We start from the raw sequence: 26,017 nt of genomic DNA on the forward strand, positions 1-26,017 counted from the left end.
TGGACAAGGAAACGAGTACAAGTACACAGTAAGTGAAGTAAAAGTAAACGGCTATGAAACAAAAGTAGACGGAACAACGATTACGAACACTTACAAAAATACGGACAAAACAGAAATCAGTGGTAAGAAAGTCTGGGAAGACTACAACGCAATAGATCGTCCAGTATCTATCAAAGTAGACTTATTACAAAATGGAAAAGTTATTGACACGAAAGAAGTAAGCGTGGCAACAAACTGGAAGTACACGTTTGAAAAACTACAAGTATATGATGCAAAGGGAATGCGTACAAGTATGAAGTAAAAGAACAACCAGTAGATGGATATAAATCCGAAGTTAAAGGTTATGACATTACGAATACAAAAATCAAGGAAGATCCAGGTGTAGATCCAAAAGATCCAAGTACAGATCCAAAAGATCCAAGCACAGATCCAAAAGATCCAAGTACAGATCCAAAAGATCCAAGCACAGATCCAAAAGATCCAGGTACAGATCCAAACACAAATACAGACAAAAATAGCGATTCAAAAGTTCCACCTACTACAGAAAATGATAAGCCAACATTACTTCCTAACACAGGAGGAACATCAGCAGAAATGATTTCAATTCTTGGCGGTATGGTATTGTTCCTTTTAGGTGGAATTCTATTTGCTCGTCAGCGAATAAAATAATAAAAAAGCTTTAGATTATTGATTAAACCATAATCTGAGTAGCAGACAAGTTGAAAAATTACTATTGATATTACGCCCTTTAGGTAAGTATTCAAAAAACTTCACGATAAAGTGAAGGGGAGAATGCAACCTGAAGGGTTTTTTTATAGAAAAAGAGAGCAGTTTCAAGTTGGACTCAATCGGCAGCCCAATAATATGGTCAGCTTTCATAGAGATAAGCGGCTCTAAAGCGATAACAAAACCGCTTTTAAGAAGTCTATTATCCATTGGATCATAAGCTTAGAATGTGGTGTGGTAGCTCATGTAATTTAAGATCAATGACCATGTTCCATTAAGTTTTGGATGACTGTATGGCCATTTTTATGGCGAATTTAGAAATAGTATTTTGTAAAAGCTTTGTTCTTGAGTAGTTGCAGCAGCGTTTGTTTCAGGAATAAAAGCATTAGTTCCTGAAATTCAAGCTAAAGTTAACGCACCTGCAAGAATAATTTTTTCATAATGGAAAAGCCTCTTTATTAGATGTAATCACTATTATTATAATTTTTATTCTATATGATAATGTCATGTAATAAATATGCTTTTATACATATTTATTTTTCCTTAATAAAAAGCCACCGATTAATCGGTAGCTTGAAATAGTATTAAGCAGCTTTTTGTCCTGCTTTCACGTTAGATTGAAGGGTATTATAGACACCGGTTCCAATGACCTCTAATGCCATTTTCATACGTTCAGGTGAAATGTTTTCGAATACATTATCTTGAGGTGTATGGTATACCTTTTCGATATGATAGATTAATGGATTCCAGCTATCGACACCCATCCAAATAAATAGAGCGGAAGGAATACCCACTTCAGCAAATGGCACGTGATCACTAGAGCCGAATTTTCCTTGAAGAACGAGATCATTATTTAATTGTTTACCTGCTTGTAAAGCGGCATCTGTTACAAGGTTTGTAGAACCATCAGGAGTCATAGCGTATAAATTTTTTGCTTTATCATAATTTGTTGCCACCATATCAGCATTAAAGACACCTAAAATACGGTCACGTTCTTTTTGAGATAGACTATTCACATAATAATCCGAACCGAGTAAACCAGTTTCCTCGGAACCGAAAGCAATAAAGCGAATTTCTTTATCGGTTTCTACATTTTGAAAAGCACGAGCTAATTCTAATACTAATCCAGTCCCAGAAGCATTATCATTGGCACCAGGTGCTCCAACGACACTATCATAGTGCGAACTTACAACGACTGCTTTTTCATTACCTGTACTATTTTTTGGTTTCTTTTTTGCAATGACATTTAGTGATGTTAAATTAGATTCGTGTCTAGCTTTTAAAGAAAGGATTGTTGTTCCTTTTTTCGCAATTTCTTCTTTAAATGCATTTCCTTGAGCGTAAGCAAGGCCAAATACAGGTACGGATTGTTTTTTCGTTAAGCGAGGATTGAAAGTTTGTCCATAGTTTCCGCGTCCTCCAATTAAACTGTATAAAAGAACCCCTTTTGCCCCTTTACTAACAGCGTTTTCAACTTGCTTATTATAATCTGCTACTGTTGCACCTCTTTCGAATAAAACAATTTTTCCGTTTACCTCATTTGGAATATCGTCCAATTTTGTACCACCTTGAACAAAGATAAGCGGAGCTGTAACAGCTTCTGTAGAAATTAGTGCATTGGGAGCAGCACCAGCTTGCCAATTACGCTTTATTCCTAATGGTGATTCGATAAATCCAACGTATTGATCCGGCATTTGAAAGGGCTGATACTCTACTTCATATCCCATTGATTTAAGCTGCATACCAACATAGCGAGAAGCCCATTCTTCTGATTTTGTACCACCTGGACGGGGACCGATTGTTTCGGATAAGAAACGGATATGTTCGATGGCGCGGTTTGCATCAACTTGTTTTGTAATAGGTGGGGTCTGTGTAATTTCTGACGTGGAATCAGCTTTTGCTTGCCCGATTGGAGCTAAGCTAACGGCGAGTGATACAGCAAGCAAGGAGCTTACTATTTTTTGTTTCAGCGATTTTCTCATTTTTTCCTCTCCCATTCTTCTATTCTCTCTGACTGACAAAAGAAGACGGATAACGACTTTATTTTATCTTTATATGTTTGAATTTTCAATAATCGGATGTTGAGAAATAAAAAAACGCTATATGCATATTTACATATTTTCAGCTTAGATATGTATGCTATCATTTTAAATGAAGGATCGCTTTCTATTCTGAAGGCTCCTACATTGCATGAATCTAGTGTACCCAAACTTTAGATTATGTGGGGAAAAGGGATCCGTTATAGGGTTTCTTTTCTTTTGTTTGAATCATGTGATGGTAACTATGTTTCCGCATTTCATAATTATCATCAGTGATATATGTAAGGCATCCATATGAAAATACGAGGCTGTTCAAGAGTTTTCCGTACTTTTGGACAGCCTCACCCCGTTAAAAAGGTGATACTTTGATGCATCACCTTTTTATTTATATAAGCTTTTACATACCTAAAAATAATAAAAAACAGCCGCTTAGTAGAAGGAATCTACAAAACGGCTGTTTTTTATTATATTTCTGTTAAGATAATCGGTTCACCGCGTGTTACAACGACTGTATGTTCACATTGTGCAACAAGGCTCTTATCTGGTGTAACGAATGTCCAGCCATCATCACCGCGCTCAATAATATGATCAGCTTTCATAGAGATGAAGGGTTCTACAGCGATAACAAGGCCGTCTTTTAGAAGTGCATTATCCATTGGATCATAGTAGCTTAAGATGTGATTTGGGGCTTCGTGTAAGCTAAGACCAATGCCGTGACCAGTTAAGTTTTGAATAACGTTATATCCACTTTTATGTGCAAAGTTAGAAACAGCACGACCAATTTGATTTTGTTTTGAGCCAGCTTTTACTTTTTTCATTGCTTCCCAAAAAGAGTCTACGGCTGCTTGGCAAAGTTTTTCTTTTTCTTCATCTTCTCCAAGAACAAATGAGATACCTGTATCTGCATAATAGCCGTCAAGCGCTGCCGATACGTCTACGTTTACTAAATCGCCTTCTTTTAATACGCGATCGCTTGGAATGCCGTGAGCAACTTCTTCGTTTACACTAATGCAAGTTACACCTGGGAATTTATATTCTTTTTCAGGCGCTGAAATAGCACCGTTCTCGTCTAATACTTTTTTACCAATTAAATCAAGCTCTTTCGTTGTCATACCTGGCTTCGCTTGTTTTTTCATTTCTTCGCGTGCAAGTGCAACGATGCGGCCGATTTTTCGTAAACCTTCTAAATCTTGTTCATTACGAATAATCATGAAAACCACTGTCCTTCCTCGAATATATGTCTTATCCGATTGTATCATGTTTGTTTTTGTACTGCTACTCGCATGCGGTATGCAGGCTGATTCCTCTCATAAAGAATACATGACAATTGTCATATGGATGTCATGACGCATCATACTGTTTCCTAACTTTTCCAACGCATACAATGTAAATATAAGAAACGGCGGGGGTGGAGAGATGGAAAAGATTATTGAAGTAAATGGTGTTTCTAAAACATTTAAACATAAAAAAGCAGTAAATAACGTTTCATTTCATGTAAATAAAGGGCAAATAGTAGCATTACTCGGCCCAAATGGTGCGGGGAAAACAACGACAATTTCAATGATGCTCGGATTAAAAGATCCGACAGAAGGGAATGTTTCGATATTTGGAAAGAGCCCGAAGCATAGAGATGTTCGTAATAGCCTCGGTGCGATGCTACAAGAAGTAAGTGTGATTGATAGTATCACGGTAGAAGAAGCAATCGAGTTATTCCGTAGTTATTATACGAATCCAGTAGCGAAAGAAACATTACTTCAGTTATCAAATTTAGAATCAGAGCGAAAGCAAAGATGTGAGAAATTATCGGGTGGCCAAAAGAGAAGGCTAAATTTTGCACTGGCACTTGCAGGAAATCCAGAGTTGTTATTTTTAGATGAGCCGACAGTTGGAATGGATATTACGTCTCGAAAAACATTTTGGGAAACGATTAGAAAGTTAGCAAGTGAAGGGAAAACGATTATTTTAACGACGCACTATTTAGAAGAGGCAGATGCTTTAGCGGATCGGATTTTATTATTTGCGAACGGAAAGATCATCGCAGATGGTACGCCAGATGAAATGAAAGCGACGATTTCTCGAAAAACGATTTCGTTTTATTCGAAAGAAAGTATCCCTATGGGCTTGCTAAAGGAATTGCCGAATGTAACAGGAATACAGTCAAATGAGGGGCGGATTATTTTAACAACGGAGGATACTGATGCCACGTTACAAGCAATTTATCAAAAGAACTTACCTGTAACAGATATTTCAGTTGAACGTGGAAGTCTCGACGAAGCATTTGAACAGTTTGTCGCAAATCAGAAGGGGGAAATCGCATGAGAGCACTATGGATGCAATGTAAAATAGAGGTTTTGCGTACGTTCCGTAATAAATTATTTATCTTTTTCTCATTATTAATGCCAGTTATGTTTTACTATATTTTCACAAATGTTATTCAAGTCCCACAAAACGGAGATGCTTGGAAAGCTCATTATTTAATTTCAATGGCGACTTTCAGTATTGTAGGGACTGCACTTTTTAGTTTCGGTGTGAGACTTTCTCAGGAAAAAGGGCAAGGATGGACACATCTTTTAAAAATTACACCACTTCCAGAGGGAGCATATTTAGCAGCAAAGATTATTGCTCAAACAGTAGTGAATGCTTTTTCAATCTTAGTTATTTTTATGGCAGGAATATTAATTAATAATGTTGAGTTAACGATAGGCCAATGGATTGGTGCCGGATTATGGTTATTATTAGGCGTGACACCATTTTTAGCACTCGGAACAGTAATAGGTTCGATCAAAAAGGCGGATGCAGCTGCTGGCCTGGCTAATATTTTAAATATGAGCTTAGCTGTAGTTGGCGGATTATGGATGCCAATTGAAGTATTCCCAAAAGTATTAAGAACCATTGGAGAATGGACACCAACATATCATTTTGGTAGCGGGGCATGGGATATTGTAGCTGGAAAATCAATTGGATGGGAAAATATCGCGGTACTAGGAGGTTATTTCCTTATATTTGTTGTAGTATCAATATATATAAGAAAGAGACAGGAAGCGGTATAAATGATAGAGAAGAAGAGGTTTGAGTTTTTTCCGAAACATATGGGTTTCTTCCCATATATGTGGTTAGTGTATCTGTTATTTCCGATTTACCATCTAACGCAGGCATCAGGATGGAAACTTGGGATAGGGAGCGGTATGTTGGTGCTTTTTATTATCACATACCGTCAACTTTACTTTGTTAATAAGACGTTCATTTTATGGGCATGTATTCAAATGGTACTCATCTTTTTATTTGCCTTATTTTATAATGCTTTTATGATATTTTTTGGTTTTTTCACGGCAAGTGCGATGGGATTTGCACCAAGTAAAAAAGTATTTCGATTGTTGTGGGGCCTGTTAATTGTAATGCTGGGAGCTTTTACATTTGTAAACTTTAATCAACTAACAACTACAAGTTTAGTGAATATAGTTCCAATGTTTATTTTAATGCTACTTACACCATTTGGAATGCGTAATTTTAATCAAAAAAAGATGTTAAAGAATCAACTAAACGAAGCAAACGAACAAATTAAAGATTTAGTAAAACGTGAAGAACGTCAGCGAATTGCAAGAGATCTTCATGACACGTTAGGACACACACTATCTCTTATTACTTTAAAAAGTCAGCTTGTTGAGAAGTTAATTGTGAAAAATCCGGAGCGGGCAAGTATGGAAGCGAAGGAAATTACACAAACATCTCGTACCGCTTTAAAGCAGCTGAGGGAATTAATTTCTGATATGCGCATGATTACAGTAGAAGAAGAGCTTGAGCAAATAAAAGAAATCTTACAAGCAGCTAACATTGAATTGGAAATAAAGCAGGAAGCAAGTTCAAGTTTGTTATCACCGATTGAACAAAATATTTTAGGAATGTGTTTACGTGAGGCTGTGACGAATGTTGTAAAGCATAGTAAGGCATCGCGGTGTACGGTTTCTGTATTGGAATCACAGGGTGAATTAATCTTAACAGTAGAAGACAATGGTATCGGTTTAGAGGATCAAAACCATGATGGAAACGGTATCCGCGGTATGAAAGAGCGAATTGCTCTTATTGATGGATTTGTTGAACTAAATACGATAAATCCAGGGACGCTATTAACAGTAAAAGTACCAGTTGTCATTAGAACAGGAAAAGATGAGGTGAGGGCATGATTCGAATTATTATTGCGGAAGATCAACGGATGCTTCGTGGTGCATTAGGAGCCCTACTTGATTTAGAAGATGATATGGAAGTGATTGGGCAAGCTGCGAACGGGGAAGAGGCGTTAAAATTAATTGAATCGTTAAAGCCGGATATAAGTATTATGGATATTGAAATGCCGATTCAAAGTGGATTGGATGTTGCTGAAACTTTAAAGAAAGAAAAATCATTATGCAAAGTAATGATTTTAACAACATTTGCAAGGCCAGGGTATTTTGAAAGGGCGATGAAAGCTGGTGTGCACGGATATTTGTTAAAAGATAGCCCGAGTGAAGATTTAGCCGCAGCAATTCGTAATGTAATGAAGGGAAAACGAGAGGTTTCTCAAGATTTAATGTTTGGCTTATGGCAAGAGCAAAATCCATTATCAGATCGTGAAAAAGAAGTATTGTTACTTGCTAAAGAAGGAAAGACGGCAAATGAAATTGCGAAAACACTTTATCTTTCACCGGGTACAGTACGTAATTATATTTCCGAAGTGTTAACGAAGCTCGACGCGAAAAATAGAATTGAGGCAATTACAATTGCGGAAGAAAAGGGATGGATATAAAAAGAAGTTTACCTATAGTCGGTAAACTTCTTTTTTTCTTATTTTCCTTGTTGTACTTCTACTACTTTATTAATTTTTGCTAGTGCTTTATATCCATGTGCTTGGAAAGCCTTTTCGAATTCTGTTGCTGTCGTATTACCATATAAGTCTTTTGCAGCTTGCACAATGTGAGACTGAAGTGATTCAAAATCTTCTGCTGAAGTTGCGTAGTTTTGCAATGCACGCATAACAACTTTACTTACTTTTTCATTTCCTTGTCTTTGAACAGATATACCGTTATACGTTTTACCTTCAGCTAATTGATATAATACATGGCTAATGATTCCGGAATTCACATGAGATTCTTGATTATTTCCATCATTATAGAAATCTTGTAAGTTTGTATATAGTTTGTTGCCGCCGTCACCAATTTCCCCTGGGATGTCACGAATTGTTAGACCACCTAACGTATCACCCATAATCCAATTTCCTTTATCTTTCTTTACGTAATATTCTATTTGTGTACCCCAAAAATCTGCTAAACCTTCATTTAGCGCAGATGTTTCAGCACTTGGATATCGCACAATTTTATTTTTCGTCGTACCACTAAATACAGCATGTCCAAATTCATGGGCTGTTACGTCAAGAGCAGAGGTTAATTTTCCATTTAGCCCGTCACCAAAGACCATTTGATTCCAACCTGGATGCCAAAACGCATTTACATAGTTTTCTTTTACACCATCACTAACTTCAGTAGAATCAAATCCGTGGACGCTAGCAACAACTTTTGAATCTTTATTATCGTAACTTTTTAGATTATGTTCTTTCTTAAAATAGTCGTAAATATTACTCATGTTTTTCATAACACCAGCTGCTTCTTTATCTGCAAAGTTCGAAGTGTTACTTGAAATAAGTGTCCCTGGATAACCGGCTTGGCTATCGCCACCAAGAGAGTCAGCATAGTCTGCGTTATAAATATAAATACCATTTCCACGGGATAAATCAGCTAAATAAAATTTTCCGTCAGTACCTTTTGCGATATTAAATAATACATTTTCTTGTAGCGCATTTTTCCCAGTTCCTTGTTCTTTCGCTGGTGATAGTTTAGGTGCTGTTACTTGATTAATAGTTTTATTCTCTTTATTTTTAATAAACTTTTCTTGGAAAAGTACTTCACCAGTTTGTAAGTCCATGATTGCATTTCCGTTTATAACTTGTTCATTGTTTTCATAAGTAAATGTAAGGACCGTTGCGTATGTATAGTGCCCATCTTTTTTCGTATAAACTACCGTTTCGCTAGAAAATTCTGTTTCTGTCGCATCACTTGGAATTTGAAGTATATTGCGTAATTTAGATTTTACTTCATTTTTCGACAAAAAATTTGTTATAGTAAGATTAAGTTGTTGGTCTAAATTTTGGGCAACTTTACCACTAACAGTTGTAATTACTCCAGTTTTATCTACTTTTACAATGAGATCTTGACCATATACTTTATAGTTTTTGTATGTTTGTGCAAGGCGTAATTCGGTTTGATTTTCTTTTGTTTCTTTATTTGTAGGTTGAAAATCGACATTCTTTTCAGTAGTAACTTGCTCTTGTTGAGCTTTAGCCCCATTTACCTCACCTTTTAAATACTTTTTAGCAATATTCTCTTTTGTATCGTTTTGAGGTTGTGTTAATTTTCCGATTGTTAAACCAGGCTGAGCAATTTCAACTTTCACTTCATTTTTATCTAATTCTTGAGCGTGAATAGCTTCTGTTGATAAAGGACAAAGAAGACCGAATGTAACGAAAGCACTAGCAAGTTTTCTATAATTCATCTATAACACTCCTAATCTTGTATTGTGTATGTGAGATGAATTGTATGAGGAATTTGCCGAATTTTATATATATTATGCATTATTTCATATCAAAAATTGTCGAATTCACATTATTGTAGTGGTATGACAACTTAAAAAAATTAGATTGTTATAATGGGATGGTGAGTAAGTATGCACGCAGAAAAATTAGGAAGTGAAATAAAGAAAATTAGGGTAATGAGAGGATTAACACAGAAACAACTCTCCGATAATGTATGTCATCAATCGGAAGTGAGCCGAATTGAATCGGGCGCGGTATACCCAAGTATGGATATATTGCAAGGTATTGCAGCAAAGTTACAAGTTCCCATTATTCATTTTTATGAGGTACTCATTTATTCTGATATCGAGAGGAAAAAGCAGTTAAAAGATCAAATCATTATGCTTTGTAAGCAAAAGAAATATAAAGAAATTTATAATAAAGCATGGAATGAACTGAAAAAGGAAGAATATCATCCCGAGCTTCAGCAATTTCTTCAATGGCAATATCATGTAGCTGCTTACATATTGAAAAAAATTGATTACGAATATTGTATTTTAGAATTAAAGAAATTGCTCAATCAACAATTGGCAGGAATAGATGTATATCAGAATCTTTATATTGAAAACGCAATTGCAAACATTTATGCTGAAAATGGCTATTTTAAGAAGAGTATTGAGTTATTTGAAGATATATTAAAACAATTAGAGGCATTACATGATAATAAAGAGTTTGATGTGAAGGTGAGACATAATCATGCAAAAGCATTATACTTAGATAATCAATACGAAGAAGCGCTATGTCACGCAAATAAAGCCATTGAACTATCGTGTCGAATTAATAGTATGGCATTGATTGGACAGTTATACTATCAAAAAGGTGAATGCCTAGAGAGGCTAGAGTATGATAGGACAGAGATTGAAGATGCTTATGAAAAAGCTTGCTTCTTTTTCGATATATTAGGAATCCATGCGTATAAAGAATCACTTATAAAAAAAATGAAGAAATAAAAAAGACCTAAAAAACAAATATGCATAATTGCATAAGATGTGGATAAATTTTCATGATATATTTAAAGAAAAAATGCGGGTGATGGAATATGAAAAAACTACTTATTGGTAGTCTATTAACGTTAGCAATGGCATGGGGTATTTCATTAGGAGATACAGCTTTAGAGAAAAGTCAAGTAATTTCTCATAATGATCAAGAGGTACAATTAGCTTCAGATATACCTTTTGAGTATTAAAAAACAACCGTCTTACTTAGACGGTTGTTTTTTTATGGAGTAACATCCAAACATCTTTACTAGAAACAGGTTTGCTAAAGAGGAATCCTTGAATGTGGTCACAGTTTTGCTCGTGTAAAAACTTCCATTGTTCTTCTGTTTCTACACCTTCCGCAATAACCTCTAAATTTAATTCTTTTGATAGCGTAATAATGGAAGCGATAATGGCTTCTTCTAAAGGGCTATTTGTAATTCCACAAATAAATTCTCGAGCAATTTTTAATGTATTGATTGGATATTTCGTTAAATAAGCTAAAGAACTATAACCAGTTCCAAAATCATCAATTGAAATTTGAATACCAAGATTTTGAAGTTCTTCTAGTTTAGCAATTACAGAATGATTTTGATTAATCGCGATACTTTCCGTAATCTCAATATCTAGCGCTTCCGGCTTTAGTTCTGTTTCTTCCAAGACTTTTGAAATAGTTGATATTAAATCTGCGTGATTAAATTGAACAACAGATAAATTCACACCAACCTTTAAGTGAGAAAATCCTTGGTTATGCCACTTTTTTGCTTCTAAGCAGGCTGTACGTAAAATCCAATTACCAAGTTCAATAATAAATCCTGTCTCCTCTGCTAGAGGGATGAATTGGACAGGTGATACAATCCCGAGTTTTGGGTGTTTCCAACGAATTAACGCCTCAAAACCGATAATTTTTTTTGTTTTTGTGTTTACTTGTGGCTGGTATTCAAGGAAAAATTCATTTTGTTGTAGTGCTTTTGAAAGCTCACCTTCTAGGAAGTGTATTTCATTTTGAGCAATACTCATTTCTTTTGAGAAGAAAACGAATCTGTTTTTTCCATTTGCCTTTGCTCGATACATAGCCATATCTGCATTTTTCATTAATTCGGTTACATCGGTTCCGTAGTCAGGGTACATTGCAATTCCGATACTCGGTGTAACAGAAAGTTCTTCATCTTTAATGAAGTAAGGCTTATTTAAGATAGTTAAAATTTGTTCAGCTATAAAAGAAGCACTTTTTTCAGAGTACATATCTGGTAATAGAATCGTAAATTCATCTCCGCCTTGGCGGGCAACGATATCTTTTGAACGCAAACATCCACGTAATCTTTTTGCTACTTCAATTAATAATAGATCCCCAACATCATGGCCGAGTCGATCGTTAATTTTTTTAAATCGATCTAAGTCGAGGAACATGACCGCAACGTCATTAGTGTTGTTTTGAGCTGTATTTAAAATCGTTTTTAAATCTTTTTCGAATTTCCGGCGATTCGGTAGTCCTGTAAGTGCATCATGAAAGGCTAAATGTTCTACTTGTTTTTGTTTTTCATATAAAGTTGTAATATCACGTGCTATGCCGAACATCCCAACAACTTCTTTATTTATGAAAGTAGGGATGAGTGTAATGTGAAGGTAATAGTAGTAGCCTTCTTTTTCTTTTGTACGAACCTCTAAAGTTTGTGGTCTACCTTCTTTAGTTATTTGTAAAGCTCTCTTTAGTAGATCATGGTCTTTTAAATCAATAAAGTGTAGAAGGGAATAGCTTTCGACTTCACAATAGTAGGCAGTAAATAAGCTTTCACAAGCCTTATTAGATTGTTGAAAAATGCCATTCATATTTAAAGAGAAAACGGCATCAGGATGATCTTCGAATAAAGATGTATAACGTTGTTCACTTTTTGATAACGCAGATGCACCTTCTTCAACTTTTCCTTCTAGTTGTGTAGTCAACTGTTCGTACGTATCGATTAGTACTTGATTATCTTTCCACATGTAAAGTTGTCGTAGGAATAATAAGATGAGTGATAATACGAGACCGATTAACATGAACTTATCATCCCAAGGTTGAATAAGAATAAAGGCAAAGGTAATGATTATACTGAAATATGGTAATATAAAGCGCACATAATCGAATCGATAATATTTCGCTTTCGTTTCATGTTGCATGGGTTTATCCAAAATATATAGTATGGATGATAAACCGATTAATAAAATTGAAGCAGTATGTATTAAGTAAGAGACTTCAGAAGAAGGTTTCATTCCTGAGTTTAACTGGAATAGGTGTATATATCCGTATACAAGTATGATAGTAAAGCCGATAATTAACGAAATTCTACTAGAAGAATATTGTTCTCTTCTATATAGACTAATAACGGCGTAAATCACTAATGATTGTGCAATAAAGTATCCAATTAAAAACCACGTATCTGTTGTTAACATACGAAAGCTCGAAAGATCCAAAATAAAAGTTAAGGTAAAATAAATATTCATAATAACAATAAAGATGCTATCGAATGAAAATTGAGCAAGGCCTCTAATAGAGTAATGTTTTATAAACTTTATAGCAAAGCCAGAAAAGAGCAAAATATATTGTATGATGAAAAAAGGCAATGCCTTATATGAGAATATGACTTGATCATATATAGAAAGTGAATGAAGAAATAAAGTTATCTCCATAGCTAATCCACATATACAAGTGCATAGTACTAGAACCCAAAATAGTTTGTCACCGTGCTTCATCTTTTTAATTGCTTTATATAAGCAATAGCAAGAAAAGAGTGTAGCAAACCAAAATAAGAAGAGAATTCCAATTTCTTTTATATTTAAATCCCTAGGGATAAGGAATATCCAAAGAGAAAATATAATTATATACATCATGACAAATTGTACATATTTTTTTTGATTAATCATATTATGACTCCGTTTCAATAAAGTTGAATCGCAGGGGGAAAATGCTAATTTAAATAATAGCATATAAATTGGGATGTTTTTTGCTATAAGAATTACTTTTTTTGAAAAAATAGCGCAGTGTTACAAATTACCATTGTAACGTTGCGCCGTTTGTTCTTTTTATCCCTCTTATAGAAGCGATTTCATCTATTAACTGAAGAAGTGCTAAATCCTTTTGTTTACTTTCAATCATAATATCGAAATCATGATCAATTTTTTTTGTAATGTGCAAAAAAGGTTTAATAAACTCTAAATCAATATAATCTGCGTGGGCCCTAAATTCTTTTTCAGATCTAGGAGAAGAAATATGAACTTTAGGAAGGACATTTGTATGTGACCAAGTTTTAAATATCATAGGAAGTAATTCTTCTAGCGGTTCATTACAAAGGTTCGCTATGTGATGATGATAATCGAACACGAAAGGGATTTTTTCTTTTTGACAAATAGCCAAAGTTTCAGAAGTTGTATATGTTTTATCGTCATTTTCAAGAGTCATTTGTCTTTTTATATGGTAAGGAAGTTGTTGTATGTTTTCATGAAAACGTTCGATTGCCTTCTCCTTATTTCCATACGCGCCACCTACATGGATATTAATGTAGGAAGAATCTGCAATTCCCATAGCATTTAACACGTTATAATGATAGGTCATATCTGTAATGGCATTATTTGTAATATGTGGTTTATCGCTTGTAAATAGCGTAAATTGATTGGGATGAAAACTTACGCGTAAATTGTGTGCTTGAATTAATGCTCCTATTTTACGCCATAGTGGAGCAAATAGTTGAATGTAATCAAATTCAACTTCAGGATGTGTTGCAAGCGGGACGATAGAAGATGATAAACGATATAATGGAATTTCGTGTGCAATATTGTAATGAAGGATGCGTATTGTGTGTTCTAGATTTTGCAGTGTGACATTATATAATTTATCTTCACGCTCTTGTTTTTTTAGTTTTTTCCAGCTTGTAAATGTCATTGTTTTGGCAGGCGAACAGTCCCATAATGCCGTAGCATGTGAGACATATCCAAATCGCATTATCATATGTGATTCACCTCTTTGGCTCTTGAAATTTCCCTATAAAAAGAACGCGAGTATCGTTCCTATCCATTCCTTTCCTCTATCAATAATGGAGAGAGGGCTGACATCTTCAAAGGAAAGTAATGAGGAGCGTCCCAAATCTTCCTCGAATTTGCTTTTTACTTCTTGTATGAAATGTTTATCGTATAAAAGGCAATTGATTTCATGGTTACTATATAAACTTCTCATATCGAAATTAGCAGTTCCGATATCACAAATATGATCATCTACTATAATAATTTTTGCGTGGAAAAATCCTTGCTGAAAAGCGTAAATATTACAACCAGCTTGTATTAACTTTCGGCAATATGGGAATTTTGCTTCTCGAACGAGGGCGTGATCTGCCTTTTGTGGAACGAGAATAGTTATTTGAACCCCACGTTTTCGTGCTTTTAATAATGCGTTCATAATTTTTTTTCCAGGAATAAAATATGGTGTACCGATAAAGAGTTCTTTTTCCGCGCTTTCGATTAAATGTAAAAATGTATTTTGTAAATAGGCACCATCAGTAGGGATGAAGCGATGTAGAATAGCACCAGGTTGTTGTTCTGGAAAATAAAGAGAGGAATCTAATAAGTTTTGGTTCGTATCATCAAACCAGTCATGTAAAAATTGTTTTTGTAAATCTTGTATCCCTTCACCTGTAAGACGTAAATGATAATCTCTCCATAACCCTAACTTTTGATTGTGCCCTAAATATTCCTCGCCGATATTAAATCCACCAATATAACCAATTTTCCCGTCAATAACTGTAATTTTTCTATGATTTCTTTGATTGGCAGAAAAGAAAAGAAAAGGAAATTTTACTTTGTGACAAAATGAAAAAGAGACACCATGCTTTTGTAGGGAGTAAACCGCTTCTTTTGATAAATAATGACTTCCAAACCGGTCGAGTAAAAGTCTTACTTCAATTCCTTCTTGTGCTTTATCGATAAGTAACTTTAAAAATTTACGACTTATGTCATCGTTTTTTACAATAAAAAATAAGACGTGCACATGGTGTTTAGCTTGTTTGATATCAGTAAAGAGAGCATCGTACAGATCATTTCCGTATGTATAAAGGCGAAAATCACTTTGACGTAAAGAGAAAGAACGAGAACGTACGCGCTTTAAATGAAGAATTCTCCCGTATGAAAGGTCGATTGTAATCCAGAGAGCGCTGCCTAATAACAAGAGAGATAAGAAGAACATAAGTAAATTCCCTCCTTCACGGTCTTTTCACCATCAATTTTTTACAAATCAAAAGTTCAATTTAGCCCGCTATTTGCGGGCTGCCCGTAAAAGTCCGATTAGTGTGGGCTAATAATCATTGGGTATGAACAGCCCCGCCGATTAAAGTTTCACTTTATAGTTTCACCGAAATAAACAGCTTTATTAAAAAAATGTGTTGTTGTATAACAAAAAACTGTTGACTGAATGCTCACTCATTATATAATGGGAATAGGGGATACAATTCAGAAAATTATATATTTTCGAAGATTCTAAAAAAGGAAGAGGGCTTACAAAGAGAGGGGTAGCATAAAATGAATAGCTTACTAATCATTAATTGGCTGGCTGCCATTGCTGTTATTGCTTATGCGGGATATTTGTTTGTATATCTTATACGAACGAGGATGGCCTACATACAATTAGGAAAAAAGATTGAATTTGACCGTCGTTTTAAAGAACGTTGGGATCTCCTTAAGGTCAATGTTTTCGGTCAAAAAAAGCTGCTGAAAGATAAAAAGAGCGGCATCATTCACGTTATGTTCTTTTACGGATTTATTCTTGTCCAATTTGGAGCAATTGACTTCGTTTGGAAAGGGCTCGCACCAGGATCACATCTTCCACTTGGACCACTATATCCTGCATTTACATTCTTCCAGGAAATTGTCACACTTGTTATTTTAATTGCAGTCTTTTGGGCTTTTCATAGACGCTATGTTGAAAAGCTTGTTCGTTTAAAACGTAATTTCAAATCAGGTCTTGTCCTTATCTTTATCGGTGGCTTAATGATTTCTGTGCTACTTGGTAATGGGATGGGAATTATATGGCATGGCGAAGAGCTTTCGTGGAGTGAACCAATCGCTTCTGCAATCGCTTACGTTTTCTCAGGGATAAATGAAACCGTAGCCATTTCAGTGTTCTATTTCTCTTGGTGGGTGCATCTATTAATCTTGTTAACGTTTTTAGTTTATGTACCACAATCAAAACATGCGCATTTAATTGCTGGACCAGTTAACGTATTTTTTGGTCGTCTTTCAAATCCAGGAAAACTTGAAAAAATCGATTTTGAAGATGAAACGCAAGAAACATTCGGTGTTGGTAAAATTGAAGACTTTAGACAAAATCAACTTATCGACTTATATTCTTGCGTCGAATGTGGTCGTTGTACAAATATGTGTCCAGCAACAGGAACAGGGAAAATGTTATCACCGATGGATTTAATTTTAAAACTTCGTGATCATTTAACTGATAAAGGAGCAGCGGTAACATCAAAAGCACCGTGGGTTCCAGTTGTTGCTTTTAATAATACACAAGGAAATCAGTTAGCGATGATGGCAGCTGGAAAAGGACAACAAGAATCAGCGGCTACAGCGCTAGCGTACGATCCAAGTTTAATCGGAGACGTTATTACAGAAGAAGAGATTTGGGCATGTACAACGTGCCGTAACTGTGAGGACCAGTGCCCAGTTATGAATGAGCATGTTGACAAAATTATTGATTTACGCCGCTATCTCGTTTTAACAGAAGGGAAAATGGACGCGGAAGCGCAGCGTGCAATGACAAACATTGAGCGTCAAGGGAATCCGTGGGGACTGAATCGTAAAGAGCGTGAAACATGGCGCCAAGGTGACGATGAAGTAACAGTTCCAACTGTAAAGGAGAAATCAAAAGCTGGCGAAGAGTTTGAATACTTATTCTGGGTTGGATCAATGGGTTCGTATGACAATCGCAGTCAGAAGATTGCGATATCATTTGCGAAGCTAATGAACGAAGCAGGCATTTCATTCGCAATTCTTGGTAATAAGGAAAAGAACTCTGGTGATACACCGCGCCGCCTTGGAAATGAATTTGTATTCCAGGAAATGGCGACTAAAAATATTGAAGAATTTGAAAAAGCAGGAGTGAAGAAAATCGTTACGATTGACCCTCATGCTTATAACACTTTTAAAAATGAGTACCCGGACTTTGGCTTACAAGCAGAAGTCTATCATCATACAGAATTACTAGCTCAGTGGGTGAAGGAAGGACGTTTAAAACCTGTCCATTCTATTGAAGAGACAGTTACGTATCATGATTCCTGTTACTTAGGAAGATACAACGAAGTATACGAAGCACCGCGCGATATTCTAAAAGCAATTCCAGGTGTAAACCTTGTAGAAATGGCGCGTAACCGTGAAACGGGAATGTGCTGTGGTGCGGGTGGTGGCCTAATGTGGATGGAAGAAACGGCAGGTTCTCGTATTAACGTTGCTCGTACAGAACAAGCGCTAGCTGTGCAGCCGTCAATTATCGGTACAGGATGCCCGTATTGCTTAACGATGATTAGTGACGGTACGAAAGCGAAAGAAGTTGAAGAAACAGTTCAAACTCTGGACGTAACAGAGATTTTAGAACGCTCAGTTATCGGACAGAAGAAAGAAGCAATGTAGTTTGTAGGAATGCATCCAACTTTAGAAAGAGGTGCAATAATTGCACCTCTTCTAAGCGTAGGAATGCCGAGCGAGCGCTCGGTGCTAAAAAAAGAAATGGGGGAAGAAACATGAGTAAAACAGTTATTTTAAGTGCTGCAAGAACACCGGTTGGAAAATTTGGAGGAACTTTAAAAGACGTGAAAGCAACAGAACTTGGAGGAATCGCAATTAAGGCAGCGCTTGAAAGAGCGAATGTTTCCGCTAGTGATGTTGAAGAAGTTATATTTGGAACGGTTATCCAAGGAGGGCAAGGACAAATTCCATCACGCCAAGCAGCAAGAGCGGCCGGCATTCCTTGGGAAGTGCAGACAGAAACAGTAAATAAAGTTTGTGCATCAGGACTTCGCGCAGTTACGTTAGCGGATCAAATTATTCGTACTGGTGATCAATCACTGATTGTAGCTGGTGGAATGGAATCGATGAGTAACAGCCCTTACATTTTACGAGGGGCAAGATGGGGATACAGAATGGGTAACAACGAAGTTATCGATTTAAACGTTGCAGACGGTTTAACATGCGCATTTTCAGGTATACACATGGGTGTTTATGGCGGAGAAGTTGCAAACGAGGATGGGATCTCCCGCGAAGCACAAGATGAATGGGCATATCGTAGCCATCAACGTGCGGTTTCGGCACATAAGGAAGGTCGTTTTGAAGAGGAGATTGTACCAGTAACAATTCAGCAAAGAAAAGGCGATCCTATCGTCGTGGCCAAGGATGAGGCACCACGCGCGGATACAACGATTGAAAAATTAGCGAAATTAAAGCCTGTTTTTGATAAGACGTCGTCGGTGACAGCTGGTAATGCTCCTGGACTAAATGATGGCGGTGCTGCGCTTGTATTAATGAGCGAGGACAGAGCGAAGCAAGAAGGAAGAAAGCCATTAGCGACAATTTTGGCGCATACGGCGATTGCGGTAGAATCGAAGGATTTCCCAAGAACGCCAGGTTATGCAATTAATGAATTGCTGAAAAAGACAGGTAAGACAATTGAAGACATCGATCTATTTGAAATCAATGAGGCATTTGCGGCGGTAGCAATTGCAAGTACAGAAATCGCAGGAATCGATCCGGAAAAATTGAATGTAAATGGTGGTGCTGTAGCAATGGGGCATCCAATTGGAGCGAGCGGAGCACGTATTATCGTTACACTTATCCATGCACTGAAGCAGCGCGGCGGCGGAATTGGAATTGCTTCTATTTGTAGCGGTGGCGGTCAAGGTGATGCAGTGATGATTGAGGTTCATTAATTTACGTTCAGGAAATTTTCGGTTTATTAACAACTTATATTAAGGGGGAAGAAAGAATGGGTGTACAAAAAATAGTTGTAATTGGTGCAGGGCAAATGGGTTCAGGTATCGCACAAGTGTGTGCAATGGCAGGCTATGATGTGAAAGTGCAAGATTTAAAGCAAGAGCAATTAGATAGAGGGCTAGCTGTTATTTCGAAAAATTTAGCCCGCCAAGTAGAAAAAGGTCGTATGAAGGAAGAAGAGAAAGAAGCGACTTTAAATCGTCTTACATGGACGCTCGATTTAAATAGTGTCAAAGAAGCTGATCTTATTATTGAAGCAGCTGTTGAAAAAATGGATATTAAAAAGAAAATTTTTGCGAATCTAGATGAAATTGCTCCAGAACACGCAATTTTAGCGACGAATACGTCATCGTTACCAATTACGGAAATTGCAGCGGTAACGAAACGACCTGAGAAAGTAATCGGCATGCACTTTATGAATCCAGTTCCAGTTATGAAACTCGTTGAAATTATTCGTGGTTTAGCTACAGATGATGCAGTGTACGAAACGATTGAGGATATTACGAAAAAAATCGGGAAAGTGCCAGTTGAAGTAAATGATTTCCCAGGGTTTGTATCGAACCGTATTTTATTACCGATGATTAACGAAGCAATCTATACGTTATATGAAGGTGTAGCGACGAAAGAAGCGATTGATGAAGTAATGAAACTCGGTATGAATCATCCGATGGGACCACTTACATTAGCTGATTTTATCGGTTTAGATACGTGTTTATACATTATGGAAGTGTTGCATGAAGGATTAGGAGATAGTAAATATCGCCCATGTCCATTATTACGTAAATATGTGAATGCAGGATGGTTAGGACGTAAAACTGGTCGTGGTTTCTACGTTTACGAATAAATTCCTCCCTTTATTAAAGTAGTGGTCTTACCAAATTATTAAAAAGATATATAGCAAACGGAGGCGAAGTACATGAATTTTCACTTTACTGAAGAGCAACAAATGATGAGGAAAATGGTTCGAGATTTTGCACAGAAGGAAATAGCTCCCTTTGTTCCTAGTATGGAACAAGGGGTGTTCCCAAAAGAGATTTTGCAAAAGATGGGTGAGCTTGGACTAATGGGTATTCCGGCGCCTGCAAAATATGGCGGGGCAGAAATGGATTTTATTTCGTACATTCTAGCGATTGAAGAAATTTCAAAGGTAAGCGCAACGGTCGGTGTAATTTTAGCTGTACATACGTCAGTTGGAATGAATCCGATTTTGTATTTCGGAACAGAAGAACAGAAGCAGAAGTATGTTTCTAAACTGGCGACTGGTGAATATTTAGGCGCATTTGCTCTAACAGAACCGAATGCAGGATCAGATGCAGGCAGTTTGAAATCAAGAGCTGTAAAGAAAGGCGATCACTACATCATTAATGGATCGAAAGTCTTTATTACAAATGGTGGTGAAGCAAGTACATATATCGTCTTCGCGTCTACAAATCCAGAGGCGGGGAAAAGCGGGATTTCAGCATTTATAGTAGAGAAAGATACACCAGGATTAATCATCGGAAAAGATGAGCATAAGATGGGGCTTCTTGGTTCTCGCACAGTGCAACTTACGTTTGAAGATATGAAAGTGCCGGCTGAGAATTTACTTGGTGAAGAAGGACAAGGATTTAAGGTGGCAATGGCGAATTTAGATGTTGGGCGAATTGGAATCGGAGCGCAGGCATTAGGAATCGCGGAAGCGGCGCTTGCAAGTGCGATTGATTATGCGAAAGAGCGTGAGCAATTCGGAAAGCCAATTGCGGCGCAGCAAGGAATCGGATTCAAACTTGCAGATATGGCGACTAGCGTAGAAGCAGCGCGATTACTTGTATACAGAGCTGCATCGCTAAGAGCACAAGGATTACCATGCGGTAAAGAAGCTTCTATTGCGAAATTATTTGCTTCTAAGACGGCTGTTGAAGTTGCGATTGAAGCAGTGCAAGTATTTGGTGGTTATGGTTATACGACAGATTATCCAGTAGAAAGATTTTTCCGTGATGCGAAGATCACACAAATATATGAAGGAACGAGCGAAATACAAAAGCTTGTAATTAGTCGAGCTTTATAAAAAGGCAGAGGGGGAGACGGGAATGCATTTTAAATTATCAGAAGAACATGAAATGATAAGGAAAATGGTTCGGGATTTTGCAAGGAATGAAGTAGCACCGACAGCAGCAGAGCGTGATGAGGAAGAGCGATTTGATCGCGCTTTATTCGATCAAATGGCAGAGCTTGGTTTGACCGGTATTCCGTGGCCTGAAGAATACGGCGGAATTGGAAGCGATTACTTGGCGTATGTAATTGCCGTTGAAGAATTATCCCGCGTCTGTGCTTCTACAGGTGTAACGCTGTCTGCGCATACTTCACTTGCTGGATGGCCAATTTTTAAATTTGGAACGGAAGAGCAAAAGCAAAAGTTTTTGCGCCCAATGGCTGAAGGGAAGAAAATTGGTGCATATGGCTTAACAGAACCAAGCTCTGGATCAGATGCTGGCGGAATGAGGACGACTGCAAAACGAGATGGAGACCATTACATTTTAAATGGTTCGAAAATCTTTATTACAAATGGCGGAATTGCTGATATTTATGTTGTTTTTGCATTAACAGATCCTGATTCGAAGCAGCGCGGCACGAGTGCATTTATTGTGGAGAGTGATACGCTAGGATTTTCGGTTGGGAAGAAGGAAAGCAAGTTAGGAATTCGCTCTTCTCCAACGACTGAAATTATGTTTGAAGATTGCCGTATTCCTGCAAGGAATCTGCTAGGGGAAGAGGGCCAAGGATTTAAAGTTGCGATGCAAACGTTAGATGGCGGCCGTAATGGCATTGCGGCGCAAGCGGTCGGGATTGCACAATCCGCTTTAGATGCTTCTGTAGAATATGCAAGAGAACGTCATCAGTTTGGGAAGCCAATTGCGGCGCAACAAGGAATTGGCTTTAAACTTGCAGATATGGCAACTGATGTAGAGGCAGCGCGTCTTTTAACATATCAAGCGGCTTGGCTTGAATCTGAAGGGCTTCCGTACGGGAAAGAGTCAGCGATGTCAAAAGTATTTGCAGGTGATACAGCGATGAAGGTAACGACTGAAGCAGTACAAGTATTTGGTGGTTATGGTTATACGAAAGATTATCCAGTAGAGCGTTATATGCGCGATGCAAAGATTACACAAATATATGAGGGAACACAAGAGATTCAAAGGCTTGTAATTTCTCGTATGTTAACGAAGTAGGAACGAAAGCGTAGGTATTTTCCTACGCTTTTTACTTCCAAAAATAATAGAGAGAGGTGAAGGGATGGTTAAACATAATGTACATGCGTCAGTGAAAGATGAAAAATTAGTTGCGTTAAGGCGTGAACAAATGATTAAAGGTGCGGTGCAGTTGTTTAAGCAAAAAGGATTCCCGCGTACAACAACGAGGGAAATTGCGAAAGCGGCTGGATTTAGTATCGGAACACTTTATGAATACATTCGCACAAAAGATGATGTATTATATTTAGTTTGTGATAGTATTTATGAACATGTAAAAGAGCGGTTAGAGGAAGTAGTGTGTACAGAGAAGGGAAGTATAGAAAGCTTAAAGATAGCGATAACGAATTACTTTAAAGTGATGGATGAATTGCAAGAAGAAGTATTAATTATGTATCAAGAGGTACGTTTTTTACCGAAAGAATCACTCCCATATGTATTAGAAAAAGAGTTTCAAATGGTCGGGATGTTTGAGAATATTTTAGAGCAGTGTACGGAAAATGGGACATTTACACTAAATAAAAAGGAAATACAGCTTCTTGCACATAATATTTTCATACAAGGACAAATGTGGGGATTTAGACGCTGGGCACTGCAAAAACTGTATACGCTCGAAGAATATACTGAAATGCAAATTAGGTATGTGTTGCAGGGGGCCCATATGCTTCCGAAATAAGGAATGGCCAAATTATAATTTTATTACCATATAAAGTGAAACTTTAATCAGTTGGGGTTTTGTTCATCCCCCACTGATTATTAGCCCTCACCAATCGGGCGTTTACGGGCAGCAGGGCTCCCACCTAACTTCTTTGCTCCATCCGAATTTTGAGGTGGGAGTTTTATTGCCCGCAAATAGCGGGATAAAAGTTTCCCGTTTTTTTTGTAGCATATTTGTGCGACTTTTGTTTATAATGAATAGTATGGATTTTTTTAAGCAGACCGTTGTATATAAGGTTATATTTGAAGAAAGGAAGTGCCGCATAAGTGAATTTTAAGCAATATTCACCAGAAGAGCTAAAAGAATGTTCAATGATTGAAGTTGTACATAGCGTTTTAGGGGATAAAAGACAAGCAACGACATTCAACGAGTTGGTTCAAGAAATCGCTCAAGTGCTGGGACTATCTCAAGAACAAGTTAATGCGAAACTCGCACAATTTTATACAGATTTAAACATCGATGGACGTTTCATTAATTTAGGCGAAAATCGTTGGGGGCTACGTAGCTGGTACCCATATGAGCAAATTGATGAAGAAATTCTGCCTCAGCCAAAACCGAAGAAGAAACGCAAAGTTGAAGAGGACGGTTTTGACGACTACATTGAAGAAGATGATGATGTAGAAGATGCAGAAGAAGATGTAGAAGATGTAGAAGATTTGGACAAGGTTCTTGAAGCAGAAGACGCAGATGATGAAGATGATGATCTTGACGATTTAGAAGAAGATGATGAAGACTTCGCAGAAGAAGAACTTGAGTACGATGAAACTGAAGAAGAAGAAGAGGAAGAGCGGTAGTTCTTGACTTTTCATTATCGTCCATGTAGAATCATTTTTGGGCTCTTTAAAAAAGGACGATAATACTTTTAAAGTGTAAATATAAAAGAAAATTGCTCCCTACTTATTACTTTATGTGATGAGGGGAGCAATTTTCTTTTTTGTTTTTTGTTTAGAAAATAAAAAGAGCCTAACAATAAGATAGATACAGTGTTATCTACATACGTTGCGCTTTGCAACGGTGATTATATAACAACGAAGTAGAAGGGAGTATTTTCATGACTAAGTATATTTTTGTAACAGGCGGTGTAGTATCGTCTTTAGGTAAAGGTATTACAGCAGCATCTCTTGGAAGACTTTTAAAAAATCGTGGTTTAAACGTAACTATTCAAAAGTTTGATCCATACATTAACGTAGACCCAGGGACTATGAGCCCATACCAACACGGTGAGGTATTCGTAACAGATGATGGTGCAGAAACGGACTTAGACCTAGGTCACTATGAGCGTTTTATCGACATCAACTTAAATAAATACAGCAACGTAACAACAGGTAAAATTTACTCTTCAGTTCTTCAAAAAGAGCGTCGTGGTGAATATTTAGGAGGAACAGTTCAAGTTATTCCTCACATTACTAACGAAATTAAAGAACGTGTATATCGTTCTGGTCGCGAAACAAACGCCGACGTTGTTATTACAGAAATCGGTGGAACTGTTGGTGATATCGAGTCTCTACCATTCTTAGAAGCAATTCGTCAAATTAAGAGCGACATCGGTCGTGACAATGTAATGTACATTCACTGTACGTTAATCCCGTACTTAAAAGCAGCGGGTGAAATGAAAACAAAACCAACGCAACATAGCGTTAAAGAGCTTCGCAGCTTAGGTATTCAGCCGAACATTATCGTTGTTCGTACAGAATTACCTGTTTCTCAGGACATGAAAGACAAGCTTGCATTATTCTGTGACATCGATACAAAAGCAGTTATCGAAGCACGCGATGCAGATACTTTATATGCGGTTCCATTAGCTCTTCAAGAACAAAACATGGACCAAATCGTTTGCGATCACTTAAAATTAGACAATCCTGCTGCAGATATGACAGATTGGACTGCACTAGTTAATAAAGTACGTAACCTTTCTAAGAAAACAAAAATCGCTCTTGTTGGTAAATACGTAGAGCTTCAAGACGCATATATTTCTGTTGTAGAAGCACTTCGTCATGCAGGTTATTCATTCGACACAGATGTAGAAGTGAAATGGGTAAACGCTGAGCACGTAACAGCAGAGAACGTAAAAGAATTAGTTGGCGACACAGATGGTATCCTTGTACCAGGTGGCTTCGGCGATCGTGGTGTAGAAGGTAAAATCGTTGCAATTCAATATGCTCGTGAAAACAAAGTTCCATTCTTAGGAATTTGCTTAGGTATGCAACTTGCATCAATCGAATTTGCACGTAATGTATTAGGATTAGAAGGGGCTAACTCTTCTGAAATTAATCCTGACACACCTTATGCAATTATCGATTTATTACCAGAACAAAAAGATGTAGAAGATTTAGGTGGTACACTTCGCCTTGGTCTATACCCATGTAAGCTTGCTGAAGAAACGAATGCTTACAATGCTTACAACGAGCCGGTTGTATATGAACGTCATCGTCATCGTTATGAGTTCAACAATCAATTCCGTCCGGATATGGAAAAAGCTGGATTTGTATTCTCTGGTACAAGCCCAGACGGTCGTCTAGTGGAAATTATTGAATTACAAGATCACCCTTGGTTCGTGGCAGCACAGTTCCACCCAGAACTTGTATCTCGTCCAAACCGTCCACAACCATTGTTCCATGACTTCGTAAGTGCTTCTATTACGAATAAAGAGAGCAAGTAAT

At 37.1% G+C, this 26,017-nt stretch carries 21 protein-coding genes and 3 pseudogenes; 16 read left to right on the forward strand and 8 right to left on the reverse strand.

Annotated features, from left to right (window positions below; genetic code table 11):
• A pseudogene (locus tag V7038_RS09730) lies at positions 1–300 on the forward strand (Cna B-type domain-containing protein); the annotation flags it as partial.
• Between the two features lie 41 nt (positions 301–341).
• Here the strand turns inward: V7038_RS09730 and V7038_RS09735 are convergent.
• Positions 342–575, reverse strand: coding sequence for a hypothetical protein (locus V7038_RS09735; protein ID WP_335470059.1), 234 nt, complete (start codon positions 573–575; stop codon positions 342–344).
• 31 nt (positions 576–606) lie between these two features.
• On the opposite strand from V7038_RS09735, the pseudogene V7038_RS09740 reads away from it, so the two are divergent.
• A pseudogene (locus V7038_RS09740) lies at positions 607–669 on the forward strand (Cna B-type domain-containing protein); the annotation flags it as partial.
• 189 nt (positions 670–858) lie between these two features.
• Here V7038_RS09740 and V7038_RS09745 read toward each other — a convergent pair.
• From V7038_RS09745 to map, 3 genes and pseudogenes are all read right to left on the reverse strand, one after another.
• Positions 859–1,034: pseudogene (locus V7038_RS09745) on the reverse strand (type I methionyl aminopeptidase); the annotation flags it as partial.
• Positions 1,035–1,310: 276 nt separating this feature from the next.
• Positions 1,311–2,708 carry a M28 family metallopeptidase gene (locus V7038_RS09750; protein WP_335469982.1) on the reverse strand — a complete coding sequence of 466 codons (1,398 nt, stop codon included), beginning with the start codon at positions 2,706–2,708 and terminating at the stop codon, positions 1,311–1,313.
• Positions 2,709–3,229: 521 nt separating this feature from the next.
• Complete coding sequence (map, locus tag V7038_RS09755) at positions 3,230–4,024, reverse strand: type I methionyl aminopeptidase (protein ID WP_335469986.1); 795 nt, start codon at positions 4,022–4,024, stop codon at positions 3,230–3,232.
• Positions 4,025–4,181: 157 nt separating this feature from the next.
• Here map and V7038_RS09760 point away from each other — a divergent pair, with 157 nt between their 5' ends.
• Genes V7038_RS09760 through V7038_RS09775 form a run of 4 tightly spaced genes read left to right on the forward strand, consistent with a single transcriptional unit; the run spans position 4,182 to position 7,545 of the window.
• Complete coding sequence (locus V7038_RS09760; protein WP_335469989.1) at positions 4,182–5,084, forward strand: ABC transporter ATP-binding protein; 903 nt, start codon at positions 4,182–4,184, stop codon at positions 5,082–5,084.
• Positions 5,081–5,815, forward strand: coding sequence for an ABC transporter permease (locus tag V7038_RS09765; RefSeq protein WP_002143898.1), 735 nt, complete (start codon positions 5,081–5,083; stop codon positions 5,813–5,815). Before V7038_RS09760 ends, V7038_RS09765 begins: the two co-directional genes overlap by 4 nt.
• Positions 5,816–6,946 carry a sensor histidine kinase gene (locus V7038_RS09770; RefSeq protein WP_335469993.1) on the forward strand — a complete coding sequence of 377 codons (1,131 nt, stop codon included), beginning with the start codon at positions 5,816–5,818 and terminating at the stop codon, positions 6,944–6,946.
• Complete coding sequence (locus V7038_RS09775) at positions 6,943–7,545, forward strand: response regulator transcription factor (protein WP_131232876.1); 603 nt, start codon at positions 6,943–6,945, stop codon at positions 7,543–7,545. The genes V7038_RS09770 and V7038_RS09775 overlap by 4 nt, the downstream gene beginning before the upstream one ends.
• Before the next feature lie 38 nt (positions 7,546–7,583).
• Here V7038_RS09775 and V7038_RS09780 read toward each other — a convergent pair whose 3' ends face one another.
• The gene (locus V7038_RS09780) at positions 7,584–9,344 is read right to left on the reverse strand and encodes a M4 family metallopeptidase (protein WP_335469997.1); all 1,761 of its coding nucleotides are present in this window, start codon (positions 9,342–9,344) and stop codon (positions 7,584–7,586) included.
• Between the two features lie 171 nt (positions 9,345–9,515).
• On the opposite strand from V7038_RS09780, the gene V7038_RS09785 reads away from it, so the two are divergent.
• Together V7038_RS09785 and papR are read left to right on the forward strand one after the other, a co-directional pair.
• Positions 9,516–10,373 (forward strand): helix-turn-helix domain-containing protein, encoded by an 858-nt coding sequence (locus V7038_RS09785; RefSeq protein ID WP_002198755.1) that lies wholly within the window; start codon positions 9,516–9,518, stop codon positions 10,371–10,373.
• Positions 10,374–10,462: 89 nt separating this feature from the next.
• Positions 10,463–10,609: a quorum-sensing peptide PapR gene (papR, locus tag V7038_RS09790; RefSeq protein ID WP_002113082.1), complete on the forward strand. Its 147-nt coding sequence runs from the start codon at positions 10,463–10,465 to the stop codon at positions 10,607–10,609.
• A gap of 16 nt (positions 10,610–10,625) precedes the next feature.
• Here the strand turns inward: papR and V7038_RS09795 are convergent, their stop codons facing one another.
• The 3 genes from V7038_RS09795 to cls all read right to left on the reverse strand — a co-directional run bounded on the left by V7038_RS09795 (position 10,626) and on the right by cls (position 15,612).
• Positions 10,626–13,304: a DUF4084 domain-containing protein gene (locus V7038_RS09795; protein WP_002113081.1), complete on the reverse strand. Its 2,679-nt coding sequence runs from the start codon at positions 13,302–13,304 to the stop codon at positions 10,626–10,628.
• A 127-nt stretch (positions 13,305–13,431) separates the two neighbouring features.
• Positions 13,432–14,385: a UV DNA damage repair endonuclease UvsE gene (gene uvsE / locus V7038_RS09800; RefSeq protein ID WP_070140166.1), complete on the reverse strand. Its 954-nt coding sequence runs from the start codon at positions 14,383–14,385 to the stop codon at positions 13,432–13,434.
• A gap of 33 nt (positions 14,386–14,418) precedes the next feature.
• Positions 14,419–15,612, reverse strand: coding sequence for a cardiolipin synthase (cls, locus tag V7038_RS09805; protein WP_002113079.1), 1,194 nt, complete (start codon positions 15,610–15,612; stop codon positions 14,419–14,421).
• Between the two features lie 332 nt (positions 15,613–15,944).
• On the opposite strand from cls, the gene V7038_RS09810 reads away from it, so the two are divergent.
• From V7038_RS09810 to pyrG, 8 genes are all read left to right on the forward strand, one after another.
• A complete protein-coding gene (locus V7038_RS09810) occupies positions 15,945–18,056 on the forward strand; it encodes a heterodisulfide reductase-related iron-sulfur binding cluster (RefSeq protein WP_002198758.1) in 2,112 nt (703 codons plus the stop codon).
• A gap of 110 nt (positions 18,057–18,166) precedes the next feature.
• Positions 18,167–19,348: an acetyl-CoA C-acetyltransferase gene (locus tag V7038_RS09815; RefSeq protein ID WP_002113076.1), complete on the forward strand. Its 1,182-nt coding sequence runs from the start codon at positions 18,167–18,169 to the stop codon at positions 19,346–19,348.
• 56 nt (positions 19,349–19,404) lie between these two features.
• Entirely contained in the window at positions 19,405–20,256 is an 852-nt protein-coding gene (locus V7038_RS09820) for a 3-hydroxybutyryl-CoA dehydrogenase (protein WP_002113074.1), read from the forward strand.
• A 72-nt stretch (positions 20,257–20,328) separates the two neighbouring features.
• Positions 20,329–21,459 carry an acyl-CoA dehydrogenase gene (locus V7038_RS09825; RefSeq protein ID WP_070140163.1) on the forward strand — a complete coding sequence of 377 codons (1,131 nt, stop codon included), beginning with the start codon at positions 20,329–20,331 and terminating at the stop codon, positions 21,457–21,459.
• A gap of 22 nt (positions 21,460–21,481) precedes the next feature.
• Positions 21,482–22,621, forward strand: a complete 1,140-nt coding sequence (acdA, locus tag V7038_RS09830) for an acyl-CoA dehydrogenase AcdA (RefSeq protein ID WP_002113071.1) — start codon at positions 21,482–21,484, stop codon at positions 22,619–22,621.
• Positions 22,622–22,685: 64 nt separating this feature from the next.
• A complete protein-coding gene (locus V7038_RS09835) occupies positions 22,686–23,315 on the forward strand; it encodes a TetR/AcrR family transcriptional regulator (RefSeq protein WP_000238599.1) in 630 nt (209 codons plus the stop codon).
• A 308-nt stretch (positions 23,316–23,623) separates the two neighbouring features.
• Complete coding sequence (gene rpoE / locus V7038_RS09840; protein WP_070140162.1) at positions 23,624–24,151, forward strand: DNA-directed RNA polymerase subunit delta; 528 nt, start codon at positions 23,624–23,626, stop codon at positions 24,149–24,151.
• Between the two features lie 257 nt (positions 24,152–24,408).
• Positions 24,409–26,016 carry a CTP synthase gene (pyrG, locus tag V7038_RS09845; protein WP_002113067.1) on the forward strand — a complete coding sequence of 536 codons (1,608 nt, stop codon included), beginning with the start codon at positions 24,409–24,411 and terminating at the stop codon, positions 26,014–26,016.
• The last annotated feature ends 1 nt before the right edge of the window (position 26,017 follow it).

It is taken from the genome of Bacillus sp. JJ783 (assembly GCF_036963225.1).
In the GTDB taxonomy this organism is placed as follows: Bacteria; Bacillota; Bacilli; order Bacillales; family Bacillaceae_G; genus Bacillus_A; species Bacillus_A cereus_U.

What these genes read in the sequence shown, in the direction of transcription:
- V7038_RS09750 (WP_335469982.1), bottom strand. Translation starts at nt 2,708, where the DNA reads ATGAGAAAATCGCTGAAACAAAAAATAGTAAGCTCCTTGCTTGCTGTA.
- map (WP_335469986.1), bottom strand. Translation starts at nt 4,024, where the DNA reads ATGATACAATCGGATAAGACATATATTCGAGGAAGGACAGTGGTTTTC.
- V7038_RS09760 (WP_335469989.1), top strand. Translation starts at nt 4,182, where the DNA reads ATGGAAAAGATTATTGAAGTAAATGGTGTTTCTAAAACATTTAAACAT.
- V7038_RS09765 (WP_002143898.1), top strand. Translation starts at nt 5,081, where the DNA reads ATGAGAGCACTATGGATGCAATGTAAAATAGAGGTTTTGCGTACGTTC.
- V7038_RS09770 (WP_335469993.1), top strand. Translation starts at nt 5,816, where the DNA reads ATGATAGAGAAGAAGAGGTTTGAGTTTTTTCCGAAACATATGGGTTTC.
- V7038_RS09775 (WP_131232876.1), top strand. Translation starts at nt 6,943, where the DNA reads ATGATTCGAATTATTATTGCGGAAGATCAACGGATGCTTCGTGGTGCA.
- V7038_RS09780 (WP_335469997.1), bottom strand. Translation starts at nt 9,344, where the DNA reads ATGAATTATAGAAAACTTGCTAGTGCTTTCGTTACATTCGGTCTTCTT.
- V7038_RS09785 (WP_002198755.1), top strand. Translation starts at nt 9,516, where the DNA reads ATGCACGCAGAAAAATTAGGAAGTGAAATAAAGAAAATTAGGGTAATG.
- papR (WP_002113082.1), top strand. Translation starts at nt 10,463, where the DNA reads ATGAAAAAACTACTTATTGGTAGTCTATTAACGTTAGCAATGGCATGG.
- V7038_RS09795 (WP_002113081.1), bottom strand. Translation starts at nt 13,304, where the DNA reads ATGATTAATCAAAAAAAATATGTACAATTTGTCATGATGTATATAATT.
- uvsE (WP_070140166.1), bottom strand. Translation starts at nt 14,385, where the DNA reads ATGATAATGCGATTTGGATATGTCTCACATGCTACGGCATTATGGGAC.
- cls (WP_002113079.1), bottom strand. Translation starts at nt 15,612, where the DNA reads ATGTTCTTCTTATCTCTCTTGTTATTAGGCAGCGCTCTCTGGATTACA.
- V7038_RS09810 (WP_002198758.1), top strand. Translation starts at nt 15,945, where the DNA reads ATGAATAGCTTACTAATCATTAATTGGCTGGCTGCCATTGCTGTTATT.
- V7038_RS09815 (WP_002113076.1), top strand. Translation starts at nt 18,167, where the DNA reads ATGAGTAAAACAGTTATTTTAAGTGCTGCAAGAACACCGGTTGGAAAA.
- V7038_RS09820 (WP_002113074.1), top strand. Translation starts at nt 19,405, where the DNA reads ATGGGTGTACAAAAAATAGTTGTAATTGGTGCAGGGCAAATGGGTTCA.
- V7038_RS09825 (WP_070140163.1), top strand. Translation starts at nt 20,329, where the DNA reads ATGAATTTTCACTTTACTGAAGAGCAACAAATGATGAGGAAAATGGTT.
- acdA (WP_002113071.1), top strand. Translation starts at nt 21,482, where the DNA reads ATGCATTTTAAATTATCAGAAGAACATGAAATGATAAGGAAAATGGTT.
- V7038_RS09835 (WP_000238599.1), top strand. Translation starts at nt 22,686, where the DNA reads ATGGTTAAACATAATGTACATGCGTCAGTGAAAGATGAAAAATTAGTT.
- pyrG (WP_002113067.1), top strand. Translation starts at nt 24,409, where the DNA reads ATGACTAAGTATATTTTTGTAACAGGCGGTGTAGTATCGTCTTTAGGT.